This is a genomic window from Pseudomonas sp. BLCC-B112 (genome assembly GCF_028550695.1).
GTDB lineage: Bacteria > Pseudomonadota > Gammaproteobacteria > Pseudomonadales > Pseudomonadaceae > Aquipseudomonas > Aquipseudomonas danubii.
On record NZ_JAQQGK010000010.1, the window covers coordinates 24,738 to 36,591 of the forward strand.

Here is an 11,854-nt window from a genome sequence, read left to right on the forward strand (position 1 = left end):
ATGCAACAGACTCTCAATACCCAGCTGCTGATCATCGGCGGCGGTCCTGGTGGCTATGTGGCGGCGATCCGTGCCGGCCAGCTGGGCATTTCAACCATCCTGGTGGAAGGCCAGGCCCTGGGCGGTACCTGCCTGAACATCGGCTGCATCCCGTCCAAGGCGCTGATTCATGTGGCCGAGCAGTTCCACCAGACTCGCCACCACAGCCAGGGCTCGGCCCTGGGCATCGAAGTGGCGGCGCCGACCTTGAACATCGGCAAGAGCGTGGAATGGAAGGATGGCATCGTCGACCGTCTGACCACCGGGGTCGCCGCGCTGTTGAAGAAAAACAAGGTCCAGGTGATTCACGGCTGGGCCAAGGTCATCGACGGCAAGACCGTGGAGATCGAAGGCACCGATACTCGCATCCAGTGCGAACACCTGCTGCTGGCCACCGGTTCGAAAAGCGTCAACCTGCCGATGCTGCCCATCGGCGGGCCGATCATCTCCTCCACCGAGGCCCTGGCGCCCAAGACCCTGCCCAAGCGCCTGACCGTGGTCGGCGGTGGCTACATCGGCCTGGAACTGGGCATCGCCTACCGCAAGCTCGGGGTCGAGGTCAGCGTGGTCGAGGCCCAGGAACGCATCCTGCCGGCCTATGACGCGGAACTGACCCAGCCGGTGCTGGAATCGGTGAAGCAGCTGGGCATCAAGCTCTACCTCAAGCACAGCGTGCTGGGCTTTGATGCCGCCAGCAGCAGCCTGCAGGTGCGCGAGCCCAATGGCGACACCCTGAACCTGGCCACCGATCAGGTGCTGGTGGCCGTGGGTCGCAAACCCAACACCCAGGGCTGGAACCTGGAAAGCCTGAACCTGGACATGAACGGCGCGGCGATCAAGATCGACCACCGCTGCCAGACCAGCATGCGCAACGTCTGGGCCATCGGTGACCTCAGCGGCGAGCCGATGCTCGCCCACCGAGCCATGGCCCAGGGCGAGATGGTCGCCGAGCTGATCGCCGGCAAGCACCGCGAGTTCAACCCGGCGGCGATCCCGGCGGTGTGTTTCACCGACCCGGAACTGGTGGTAGTGGGCAAGACCCCGGACGAGGCCCGCGCCGCGGGCCTCGATTGCATCGTCAGCAGCTTCCCGTTCGCGGCCAATGGCCGGGCCATGACCCTGGAATCGAAAAGCGGTTTCGTGCGGGTGGTGGCCCGAAGTGACAATCACCTGATTGTCGGCTGGCAGGCGGTGGGAGTCGGTGTCTCCGAATTGTCCACGGCGTTCGGCCAATCCCTGGAAATGGGCGCGCGCCTGGAAGACATCGGCGGCACCATCCACGCCCACCCGACCCTGGGTGAAGCGGTCCAGGAAGCGGCGCTGCGGGCACTGGGGCACGCCCTGCACCTGTAAACACAACCTGTAGCTGCTGCCGCAGGCTGCGACAAGGTCCGCAGGACCTTCCGAGGGCCTCAAGAGCACGTCCTCTTCGAGGCCGATCGCAGCCTGCGGCAGCAGTTACAGGGTTCAATACGGGGATGCGGTAAGCCCCCGGAATGCAGTATTGTTGTGCCCATCCAAAAAAACGTCAGAAGCCTTAAGCCGTTCCGGCGGTTGTTAAGTGATAGAGGGTGTCATGGGTAACGAAAGCATCAATTGGGACAAGCTGGGTTTTGACTACATCAAGACAGACAAGCGCTATCTGTCGCACTGGCGTAACGGCGAGTGGGACGCAGGCACCCTGACCGAAGACAACGTGCTGCACATCAGCGAGGGCTCCACCGCCCTGCACTACGGTCAGCAATGCTTCGAAGGCCTCAAGGCCTACCGCTGCAAGGACGGCTCGATCAACCTGTTCCGTCCGGACCAGAACGCCGCGCGCATGCAGCGCAGCTGCGCCCGCCTGCTGATGCCGCAGGTGTCCACCGAACAGTTCATCGAAGCCTGCAAGGCCGTGGTCAAGGCTAACGAGCGTTTCATTCCGCCATACGGCACCGGCGGCGCGCTGTACCTGCGTCCGTTCGTGATCGGCGTCGGCGACAACATCGGCGTGCGCACCGCGCCGGAGTTCATCTTCTCGATCTTCGCCATCCCGGTCGGCGCCTACTTCAAGGGCGGCCTGACTCCGCACAACTTCCTGATCTCCAGCTACGACCGCGCCGCCCCACAAGGCACCGGCGCGGCCAAGGTCGGTGGCAACTACGCCGCCAGCCTGATGCCGGGCTCCCAGGCCAAGAAGGCTAGCTTCGCCGACTGTATCTACCTCGACCCGCTGACCCACAGCAAGATCGAGGAAGTGGGTTCGGCCAACTTCTTCGGCATCACCCACGACGACAAATTCGTCACCCCCAACTCGCCATCGGTACTGCCGGGTATCACCCGCCTGTCGCTGATCGAGCTGGCCAAGACCCGCCTGGGCCTGGAAGTGGTCGAAGGCGACGTGTTCATCGACAAGCTCTCGGACTTCAAGGAAGCCGGTGCCTGCGGTACTGCCGCGGTGATCACGCCGATCGGCGGCATCCAGTACCAGGACAAGCTGCACGTGTTCTACAGCGAAAAAGACGTCGGCCCGATCACCCAGAAGCTCTACAAAGAGCTGACCGGCGTGCAGACCGGCGACGTGGAAGCGCCAGCGGGCTGGATCGTCAAGGTCTGATTCGCCCCCCTGCTGCACCCCAGCCCGCCCCTGCTTGCCAGGGGCGGGCTTTTTATTGCCCGCCGCCAATCCGCTTGCCGCGCCGCGCCGCCACCTGGCTGGCCTGGCCGTCGCGCTGCTTGCCGTGGCGCGCTTCGCTGATCAGCGCCGGAATCAGCGGTCCCTCCGGCAGGTGCTTCCAGAACCGGGTCGGCAAATGCCCCTGCATGACCTTGGGGTTGAGCCGCGCCGGGTTGAAGATGTGGCTGTAGTAGGCCAGCCACAGCTCGCCTCCGGGGTCGTCGCCGGCCTGGGCCAGTTGCTGCCAACCAGCGGGGCACTGGCGCTGATGGTGCAGTTGCTCGCCGTCGAAATACACCCCGTCCCGGGGCGTAGCGATCATCCAGCGGTGGCGCCCCATGCGTCCGATGAAGTGCCGGCTGGCCTGGGCCAGGATGTCGTGGACCGGTTCGTGCCAGGCCACGTATTCGGGTTGCTCGGCCAGGGATGAGCGGCCCTCGGGCAGCCTGACGAAGCGCACGAAGGCATGCAGGTGATGGGCCTCGCGGTCCACCTGCTTGATCCGCCGCTGCAACTCGCTGCCCAGTTGATCGCCGCTGAGCATGGCCGTGCGGTCGCCATGGCTGACTCGCCACAGCACCTCGTAGAGCAGGCTCCAGCGCTGCTCGCCGCGATAGCAGGCAGCCCGCTGCAACAGCTCCAGCAGGGCCTGGGGAATGCGCGCGCGAAACGGTCCGGGCTGTTCGGGGCAGCTCTCGTCGCTGGCAAAGAGGTCGGCCTCCCGGGTCCCGGCCCAACTGACCCGACTCGGATCGATGGAATGGCTGAGCAGCCAGCGCGCCTGCTGGCGCCAGGTGTCGAACAGGTCGTCGCAGTCCAGGCTGATCATCCCCAGAGCCCCATCTGCTGCGGTTGCGGCCGGTCCCGCAGTTGCTGGTAGAGCAGCGCACTGCTGGTTTCCGCCTGCTGCGGGTGATAGTCGCTGGTGATGAAGAACGGCTTGGCCTTGCTCAGCACACAGCGCATGCGCGCCAGGTCCTCGAAGCGGATGCGTCGCTCGCGACGCAGTTCCACCAGGCGCTGGGTAGTACGCAGGCCGATCCCCGGAATGCGTGAGATCAGCGCCGGCTCGGCGCGGTTCAGGTCCAGGGGAAACAGGTTGCGGTTCTCCAGCGCCCAGGCCAGCTTGGGGTCGATATCCAGGGCCAGGTGCCCCGGCCCCTTGAAGAGTTCGTTGGCGCTGAAGCCATAGCCGCGCAGCAGGAAGTCGGCCTGATACAGGCGGTGCTCGCGCATCAGCGGCGGCGCGGCCAGGGGCACGCTTTTCGGGCTGTTGGGGATCGGGCTGAATGCCGAGTAATAGACCCGGCGCAGGCGGAAATTGCCGTACAGCGCCTCGGCGCTGTGGAGAATGGTGCTGTCATCGGTGTCGTCGGCACCGACGATCATCTGGGTGCTCTGCCCGGCCGGGGCGAAACGCGGCGCCCGGGGCTCGTTGCGCACGGTCTGCTCGCCGGTATAGATGGTGCCCATGGCCTGCTTGATCGAGCCCAGGTGTTTTTCCGGGGCCAGGGTCTTGAGGCCCTGGTCAGTGGGCAGCTCGACATTGACGCTGAGGCGGTCGGCATAGCGCCCGGCTTGCTCGATCAGCAGCGGGTCGGCGTCGGGAATGGTCTTGAGGTGGATGTAGCCGCGGAACTCGTGCTCTTCACGCAACAGCCTCGCCACCTGCACCAACTGCTCCATGGTGTAGTCCGCCGAGCGAATGATCCCGGAGCTGAGGAACAGCCCGCTGACGCAATTGCGCCGGTAGAAATCCAGGGTCAGGCGCACCACTTCCTCGGGGCTGAAACGGGCCCGGGGCACATCGCTGGAGCGGCGGTTGACGCAGTACTGGCAGTCATACAGGCAGAAATTGGTCAGCAGCACCTTGAGCAGCGAGACGCAGCGTCCGTCCGGCGTATAGCTGTGGCAGATGCCCATGCCATTGCTCGAACCCAACCCGCTCTTGCCTTCGGAACTGCGCTTGGGCGCGCCGCTGCTGGCGCAGGAAGCGTCGTACTTGGCGGCGTCGGCGAGGATGCTCAGCTTGTCGATCAGTTGCATGGCGAGGCTCGAATACTGTTTTTATATACAGTACAGAGAGTGCCCCATGCCGTTCAAGCGGTGTTTATCGGCGCCGGCAAAAAAACGCTGATTGCCCTGCCTGCGCCAGCAATCCGGCGCAGGCAGCCAGGGACTGGCCCCTTAGAAGTACTTCAGCCAGGCCAGGTCGCGGCGCCGGGCCTTGAGTCGGGCGAAGCCCCGCACCGGCGGGTACAGGATCAAGGCCAGAAGCAACGTGATCAGCCACAGCCAGCCCAGCCAATCGAAGCCAAAATAGGCCCCTTGATTGCGTCCCAGCAGCGCCACGGCCAGCAGATACAGGCCCTTGAGCACATACAAGTGCAACAGGTAGAAGAACATCGGCGCCGCGCCAAATACGCCGAGCACCCGGATCAAACCGCTGTCCTGCCGCCGCTCCAGGGCCCGCAGCAGAAGCAGCCCGGCGCCCAGGGTCAGGGCGATGAACAGCAGCGACGGCGGGTACTTGGTGATGTTGAAAAAGCTCATCAGGGTTTGCACCCAGGTCTCGCCACTGACCCAGGGCCGCTCGCCATAGCCGTTAAGCAGCCGCAGCACGATGAACCCCGCCAGCGCCGCCAGCCCCCATCGCAACAGACGCTGCTGTCGCTGAGCGGCCTCGGCTTCGCGGGCGAACCAGGGCCCCAGGGCATAACCCAGGCCGATCACACCGATCCATGGCAGCAGCGGATAGGAGGTCCGCAGACGCAGCCCTTCGCCCCATTCGATCCAGCCGCGGTCATGCAGGATCGCCCAAGGCACGTGCAGCGCCTCGCCCGGGGCGAAATGCAGCCCATCCAGCAGATTGTGCCCGCCGATCAGCAGCAGGCTCAGGCCCAACAACAGCGCCCGAGGCAGCCACAACAGGGCCGACAGCGCCAGCATGCTCAGGCCGATGACCCAGATCACCTGCAGATAGATCAGCGTCGGCGGAACCTGTCCGGTCCAGGCGAAGTTCACCAGGGTCAGCTCCAGCACCACCAGGAACAACCCACGCTTGAACAGGAAAGCGCTGGCCTCGGCCCGATGGCCGTGCTTCTGGGCAAACAGGTAAGCCGAAAGCCCGGTCAGCAGGACAAACACCGGCGCGCACAGGTGTGCCAGGGTGCGGCTGACAAATAGCCCGGGCTCGGTGGTGGCCACGTCCATGGGATCGCTCACCTGCCGGTGCAGGAAGAAGGTTTCCCGCACATGGTCCAGTAGCATGAACAGCATCACCAGGCCGCGCAGGGCATCGATACTCAGCAGCCGGGTGCCGAGGCTCGCGGGAGGGTTGGGTAAAGAACTCATAAGGAGGGATCGCAGCGTCAGGTTCAAAGGGACGGTGCCGGTCTCGCGCCCGGCAAATCGGCCGTTACTTTATAACATCTGCCTGTCGATCCAAAACTCCTTAGCTGTGGTCACGGCCCCAGGCAACAATCGACCCGTAGCGCCGCGCCCGGCCAGGGCATGGGCGGCGACGCTGCGCGGCGTTACTGATGTTGGAACTGCACCATGGAACTGACCTGGACCCGGGCCTGCATCTGTTCGGCCCCTCCCCCGCGACGCATGCCGCGCACCGGGCAGGCATCCAGGTAGTCCAGGCCCACCGCCAGTTTCAGGTGACGCTCGGGTCGCGCCAGGCGATTGGTCACGTCGAAGCTGTACCAGCCGTCGTCGAGCCAGGCTTCGGCCCAGGCATGGCTGGCCAGGTGGCTGGCGTCCTCGGTGCACAGGTAGCCGGAGACGTAGCGCGCGGGAATCCCCAGGCTGCGGGCGCAGGCCAGGAAGGCGTGGGTATGGTCCTGGCAGACCCCGGCACCGCCGGCAAAGGCTTCGGCCGCGGTACTGCCAACCCCGGTGGCGCCCGGGCTGTAGGGCATGTGCTCGGCCAGGGCCTGCATCAGCTCGATCAGCGCGGCGCGATCACGGCGCTCGCCGCAATGGCGCCGGGCAAAGTCGCAAAGGGCCGAGTCCGCCTTGCTCAGGTGGCTGCAACGCAGGAACGGCAGCGGCGACTGGCTGTCGCCCTCCACTTCCCGCGTGCCATCGATCTGCACTTCGCCAAAGGCCGTGAGGACAATGGCGCCGTGGGGCTCGTCGAGGGTCATGACATGCAGGATATTGCCGTAGGGATCGCGCTGGGCGCGCACCTGCCGTGGCAGCTCCAGGTGCCATTGGAGGACCTGCTGGCGCTGGCTGTCCTGGGGCGTCAACCGCAGGAACTGGATGCTGGTGCAGACTTCATCGGCGTAGCTGTAGGTCGTGTCGTGACGAATGGACAGTTTCATACCACCTCCAGATAGGACTCATGCACGGTCTGCCCCAGGTGGCGGATCTGCCCGATGCAATCGGTCAGCCACTGGTGCAGGCCGGAATCGAGAATCTCGTTGATCCCGGTATAGCGCAGGCGCGCGTTCAGTTCGGCGGCCAGGCGCTGGGCCGGGCGTCCGTTGTCCCCCGGCAAGGTGGCCAGGAGCTGGTCCAGCTCCTCGACGCAGGCATGCAGGGAGCGCGGTACATCGGCGCGCAACAGCAGCATCTCGGACACCTGCTCGGCCCCCGGGGCATTGCGGTAGATCTCGTTGAACGCTTCGAAGGACGACAAGGCACGGAGCAAGGCGCTCCACTGGTAATAGCCCCGGGCCGAGTTATCGCTGACTTCCTCGGACTCCTCGCCGAACATTTCATAGCGTGCGTCGAGCAGGCGCAGGGTGTTGTCGGCGCGCTCGATAAAGGTCCCCAGGCGAATGAAGCGATAGGCGTCGTTGCGCATGATGGTGCCGGCGGTTGCGCCGCGGAACAGGTGCGAACGCTCCTTGACCCACTCGCAGAACTGGCTGATGCCGTAGCGCCCCAGGCCGTTGCGGGCGATGTTGCGCATCTCCAGCCAGGTGGCGTTGATGTTCTCCCACATGTCCGCGGTGATCCGCCCGCGCACCGCGTGAGCATTGCTGCGGGCCGCCCGCAGGCAGCAGTAGATGCTCCCCGGGTTGGTCTCGTCGAGGGCGAAAAAGTGCAGCATGCGCTCGGTGTTCAGTTCACCGTAGCGCTGGTTGTAGTCATCCAGGGTGCCGGCCGCCAGCAACGACATGGCCAGTTCGGCATGGCCGTCACCGCGCCCGGCCTGGGGCATCAGCGACAGCGAATAACTGACCTCGAGCATGCGTGCCAGGTTCTCGGCGCGCTCCAGGTAGCGGGACATCCAGTACAGGTCCGCAGCGGTTCTTGAGAGCATGGTTCAGTCCTCCACTACCCAGGTGTCTTTGGTGCCGCCGCCCTGGGACGAGTTCACCACCAGCGAGCCTTCGCGCAGCGCCACGCGGGTCAGGCCGCCGGGCACCAGGCGGGTTTCCCGGCCGGAGAGTACGAACGGCCGCAGGTCGATGTGCCGCGGGGCGATGCCGCTTTCGACAAAAGTCGGGCAGGTGGACAGGGACAGGGTCGGCTGGGCGATGTAAGCCTCGGGGCGAGCCTTGAGGCGGGTGCGGAATTCTTCGATCTCGGCTGCGGTGGCCGCCGGCCCTACCAGCATGCCGTAGCCGCCGGAGCCCTGGGTTTCCTTGACCACCAGGTCCGGCAGGTTGGCCAGCACATGGGACAGCTCGGCGGGCTTGCGGCACTGCCAGGTGGGCACGTTCTTGAGGATCGGTTCTTCGCTCAGGTAGAAGCGGATCATTGCGTCCACATAGGGATAGATCGACTTGTCGTCGGCGACCCCGGTGCCCACGGCGTTGGCCAGCACCACATTGCCGCAGCGATAGGCGGCGATCAGCCCGGGCACCCCGAGCATGGAGTCCGGATTGAATGACAGCGGATCGAGGTAGGCATCGTCCAGCCGACGGTAGATCACGTCCACCGCCTGGGCGCCGGCCGTGGTGCGCATGAACACCCGGTCGTCACGCACGAACAGGTCGGCGCCTTCCACCAGTTCCACGCCCATTTCCCGGGCGAGGAACGCGTGCTCGAAATAGGCACTGTTGAAACGTCCCGGGGTCAGCACCACCACCGTCGGGTTGTCCAGGGGGCTGGAGCTCTTCAGGGTGTCCAGCAACAGGTTGGGATAATGATCGATGGGGGCAATGCGCTGGGCGGCAAACAACTCGGGAAACAGACGCATCATCATCTTGCGGTCTTCAAGCATGTAGCTCACGCCGCTGGGGGTGCGCAGGTTGTCCTCCAGCACGTAGTAGCTGCCATCGCCGTCGCGCACCAGATCGACCCCGGCGATATGGGCGTAGGTGCCCCGGTGCAGGTCCAGGCCCTGCATGGCCACCTGATAGCCTTCGTTGGCCAGCACCTGCTCGGCGGGAATGATGCCTTCCTTGATGATCCGCTGGCCGTGATAGATATCCGCCAGGAACAGGTTCAGCGCCTGGACCCGCTGCACGCAGCCGCGCTCCACCGTGCGCCACTCGCTGGCCTTGATGCTGCGGGGAATGATGTCGAAGGGAATCAGGCGTTCAGTGCCCTGTTCGTCGCCGTACAGGGTGAAGGTGATACCGGCGCGGTGGAACAACAGGTCGGCTTCACGCCGACGCTGGTCCAGCAGCTCCAGGGGCGTGTCCGCCAGCCAACGGGCGAACGCTTCGTAGTGTGGTCGACAGGTGCCGCTGGCAGCGTACATTTCATCGAAAAAAGCGCGGGACATAGCCAACTCCTTGCCGTGATATGAACGGCTTTTTATTTGAACCCTGTGTGTGCGTGACCCGGCTTTAACCTAGAAGGGATGATAGTTCCCCTGTGTGCGAGCACCTCCTGGGCCCACGGTCGGACGGCCCCTGCCGCCCGCTTCACAGAGCGGTAGCAAAGGCTATGCCGCAAATGCCCAAACCACGGCCACTGCGGCATATGGTCTGAAAAACCCCACAAATGACGACAAATACATTCATAAAAGAGACATATATCCCCACCAGGAAGCGGTCTTGGGGACGCCCATGGGGACCCTGCCCGAGTCATGGCAAACGGTTGCGGGCTGAATCGGTGCACAAAGCCCCAGGGAGGATTTTTTTGCCCCGTTATCGGGAGCTTTGCCGGCAATATGGCGCGCACTGGCCAGCAGCGGCCCCTGAACACTGACCGCCAGCGCACCATCGAGGTTCAAGGCATTGACTGGCCACAGCGAGGATTGGCCGGTCGGCCGTCAGCTGCGCACCGGCAACCGAGCCAGGATCAGCGCCACCGCCTGCTGCGGCGACAGGCTCGCACTGTCCAGGCGCAAGGGCGACTCCGCCCAGGCCTGGTAGTCGTGATCGAGTACCGACTGCCAACTGGGCGCCTGCAGCCCCGGCACATCCACCTGCCGGGTCTCGACCCGCCGTCGATGTTCCCGGGGGTCGGAACAGATCACCTCGACATCCAGCAGGAGCACTCCCAGTCGCTGCGCCAGATCGCTCCAGGCCTGGCGACTTTCGGCCACGGGATTGACGCAATCGGCCAGCACCGGGTTGCCCAGGGCCAGATTGGCCTCGGCCAGTTGCAGGGCGATCTGGTAACCGGCCTTGCCGACCTCTGCCAGGCCGGCATCGCGCAGGGCCTGCTCGATGCTGTCGATACGCAGGTAGGTGGCTCCCAAGTGGGGAGCCAGGGTGCGAGCGATGGTGGTCTTGCCGGAGCCCGGCAATCCGCTGAATACGATGAGCATGCATGGCCCTGGCTGGAACGTTGGAGGGCAAGCTTCAACGCAATCGCCGTCGACGTCCAGCGCGGGCCCCTCCGACACCGCAGAGCAGTGTCAGGGAAACACTGCAGGTTGCTCGGCCGGGATGCTTCGCGGCCAGGACAACAGTGCGCTTTCCGACATCGGTCGGGCGTACCAGTACCCCTGGGCCATGACGCAGCCTATTTCCAGCAGCAGGCGCCGTTCGAGCTGGGTTTCCACCCCCTCCACCACCAGGCACATTTCCAGGTTGCTGGCTAAGGCCAGGGAGGCACCGACCACCGCGCGACAGCGGGGCTGACGCACCAGTTCACGGACAAAATGCGCATCGAGCTTGATCTGGTTGAACGGCAGTTCGCACAGGCGCTGCAAGGAGGAGTAGCCGGCGCCGAAGTCGTCGATGGCCAGGTTGCACTCCATCATCCGCAGGCGCACCAGGTTTTCCAGGCTGATGGCCGGCGCCTGCACCAGGCCCACCTCGGTGATTTCGAACGTCAGCAACCGCGGTGGAACCTGATGCCGGTCGATGGCCTGGCGGATGTGCCTGACGATGTCCCCGCTGGCCAGTTGTCGGGGCATCAGGTTGAACGCCAGCTCCAGTTCTTCACCCTGGTCCAGCAGTCGGCGCTGCAGGGCCATGCTCTGGTCAAGCTGCTGGTGGAGAACCTCGTCCAGCAGGCCTGCGGCCTCCAGCTCATCGAGAAAGGCCGCCGGCGCCAGGACCCCGCGCTCGGGATGGCACCAACGCATCAGCACTTCGGCGCCACAGCAACTGGCGTGGCGCAGGTCGAACTTGGGCTGGTAGTAGGCGACGAACTGGCCCTGCTCGACCCCCCGCTGCAGGTCTTCAAGGCTCACCGGGGCGAAGTGCCGGGACGGCGCCGGAACCTGTTGCTGGTGGCGCTGCTGATACAGTTCGAGCATCGCCTGCAGGGCTTCCAGGTCCGCCGGCTTGCCCACGTCCCCCAGGACGATCAACCCATGCAGGCTGATCATCTGCAACACTGCGCGACGCAGATCGGACTCAATCAGGCTGTAGAGAATCACGGCCCGCACCAATTGCTCCTCACTGGCCCGCCGCAAGAACTCCAGGCCGTCCATGCCCGACATCTGCAAGTCGCAGAGCACGATGTCCGCCGCACCGCGCTCACGCAGCAGGTTCAGGGCACTGTCCCCATCGGACGCCGCCAATGGCTGAGCTACATCCAGGCGTCGCAACTGCTCCAGGGCCAGCAGTTGCTGCACCGGATGGTCTTCAAGCACCAATATTTTCAGGGTATTCACGCGCGGCTCCAGGGTGAGCGGCGACTGCCGAGGGGCCCGATAACGGATCGCTTGGCACCTTCTGTGGCACTAACCGACAGAAGTATCGCAAGGGTGCAGATAGACACAAGCGTATCGCCAACCGAACGCGGGTCAAGACAAAGCCCCTACCTTCGGTCCGCCAGCCTCGACGG

10 protein-coding genes are annotated in these 11,854 nt (G+C 64.8%); 2 read left to right on the top strand and 8 right to left on the bottom strand.

Annotated elements, in window-relative coordinates; all coding sequences use genetic code 11:
• Positions 1–1,392 (top strand): dihydrolipoyl dehydrogenase, encoded by a 1,392-nt coding sequence (lpdA, locus tag PQT43_RS24135; protein ID WP_213666177.1) that lies wholly within the window; start codon positions 1–3, stop codon positions 1,390–1,392.
• Between the two features lie 223 nt (positions 1,393–1,615).
• Positions 1,616–2,635, top strand: a complete 1,020-nt coding sequence (locus PQT43_RS24140) for a branched-chain amino acid aminotransferase (RefSeq protein WP_015635266.1) — start codon at positions 1,616–1,618, stop codon at positions 2,633–2,635.
• Positions 2,636–2,687: 52 nt separating this feature from the next.
• On the opposite strand, the gene PQT43_RS24145 is transcribed toward PQT43_RS24140, so the two are convergent.
• The 8 genes from PQT43_RS24145 to PQT43_RS24180 all read right to left on the bottom strand — a co-directional run bounded on the left by PQT43_RS24145 (position 2,688) and on the right by PQT43_RS24180 (position 11,681).
• A complete protein-coding gene (locus PQT43_RS24145; RefSeq protein WP_267269893.1) occupies positions 2,688–3,524 on the bottom strand; it encodes a TIGR03915 family putative DNA repair protein in 837 nt (278 codons plus the stop codon).
• A complete protein-coding gene (locus PQT43_RS24150) occupies positions 3,521–4,741 on the bottom strand; it encodes a putative DNA modification/repair radical SAM protein (protein WP_102879800.1) in 1,221 nt (406 codons plus the stop codon). The genes PQT43_RS24145 and PQT43_RS24150 overlap by 4 nt, the downstream gene beginning before the upstream one ends.
• A gap of 141 nt (positions 4,742–4,882) precedes the next feature.
• A complete protein-coding gene (locus tag PQT43_RS24155; protein ID WP_267269892.1) occupies positions 4,883–6,049 on the bottom strand; it encodes a DUF1624 domain-containing protein in 1,167 nt (388 codons plus the stop codon).
• 182 nt (positions 6,050–6,231) lie between these two features.
• On the bottom strand, positions 6,232–7,029 hold the full coding sequence (locus PQT43_RS24160; protein ID WP_102879802.1) for a transglutaminase family protein: 798 nt from the start codon (positions 7,027–7,029) through the stop codon (positions 6,232–6,234).
• On the bottom strand, positions 7,026–7,976 hold the full coding sequence (locus PQT43_RS24165; RefSeq protein ID WP_102864395.1) for an alpha-E domain-containing protein: 951 nt from the start codon (positions 7,974–7,976) through the stop codon (positions 7,026–7,028). Before PQT43_RS24165 ends, PQT43_RS24160 begins: the two co-directional genes overlap by 4 nt.
• 3 nt (positions 7,977–7,979) lie before the next feature.
• On the bottom strand, positions 7,980–9,389 hold the full coding sequence (locus PQT43_RS24170) for a circularly permuted type 2 ATP-grasp protein (RefSeq protein WP_102879803.1): 1,410 nt from the start codon (positions 9,387–9,389) through the stop codon (positions 7,980–7,982).
• Between the two features lie 492 nt (positions 9,390–9,881).
• On the bottom strand, positions 9,882–10,382 hold the full coding sequence (locus PQT43_RS24175; RefSeq protein ID WP_272754800.1) for an AAA family ATPase: 501 nt from the start codon (positions 10,380–10,382) through the stop codon (positions 9,882–9,884).
• A gap of 90 nt (positions 10,383–10,472) precedes the next feature.
• Positions 10,473–11,681, bottom strand: a complete 1,209-nt coding sequence (locus tag PQT43_RS24180; protein WP_102879805.1) for an EAL domain-containing response regulator — start codon at positions 11,679–11,681, stop codon at positions 10,473–10,475.
• Positions 11,682–11,854 lie beyond the last annotated feature (173 nt).

Bases quoted from the DNA above. Each gene is read 5' to 3' on its own strand.
- lpdA (WP_213666177.1), top strand. From the start codon at position 1: ATGCAACAGACTCTCAATACCCAGCTGCTGATCATCGGCGGCGGTCCT.
- PQT43_RS24140 (WP_015635266.1), top strand. From the start codon at position 1,616: ATGGGTAACGAAAGCATCAATTGGGACAAGCTGGGTTTTGACTACATC.
- PQT43_RS24145 (WP_267269893.1), bottom strand. From the start codon at position 3,524: ATGATCAGCCTGGACTGCGACGACCTGTTCGACACCTGGCGCCAGCAG.
- PQT43_RS24150 (WP_102879800.1), bottom strand. From the start codon at position 4,741: ATGCAACTGATCGACAAGCTGAGCATCCTCGCCGACGCCGCCAAGTAC.
- PQT43_RS24155 (WP_267269892.1), bottom strand. From the start codon at position 6,049: ATGAGTTCTTTACCCAACCCTCCCGCGAGCCTCGGCACCCGGCTGCTG.
- PQT43_RS24160 (WP_102879802.1), bottom strand. From the start codon at position 7,029: ATGAAACTGTCCATTCGTCACGACACGACCTACAGCTACGCCGATGAA.
- PQT43_RS24165 (WP_102864395.1), bottom strand. From the start codon at position 7,976: ATGCTCTCAAGAACCGCTGCGGACCTGTACTGGATGTCCCGCTACCTG.
- PQT43_RS24170 (WP_102879803.1), bottom strand. From the start codon at position 9,389: ATGTCCCGCGCTTTTTTCGATGAAATGTACGCTGCCAGCGGCACCTGT.
- PQT43_RS24175 (WP_272754800.1), bottom strand. From the start codon at position 10,382: ATGCTCATCGTATTCAGCGGATTGCCGGGCTCCGGCAAGACCACCATC.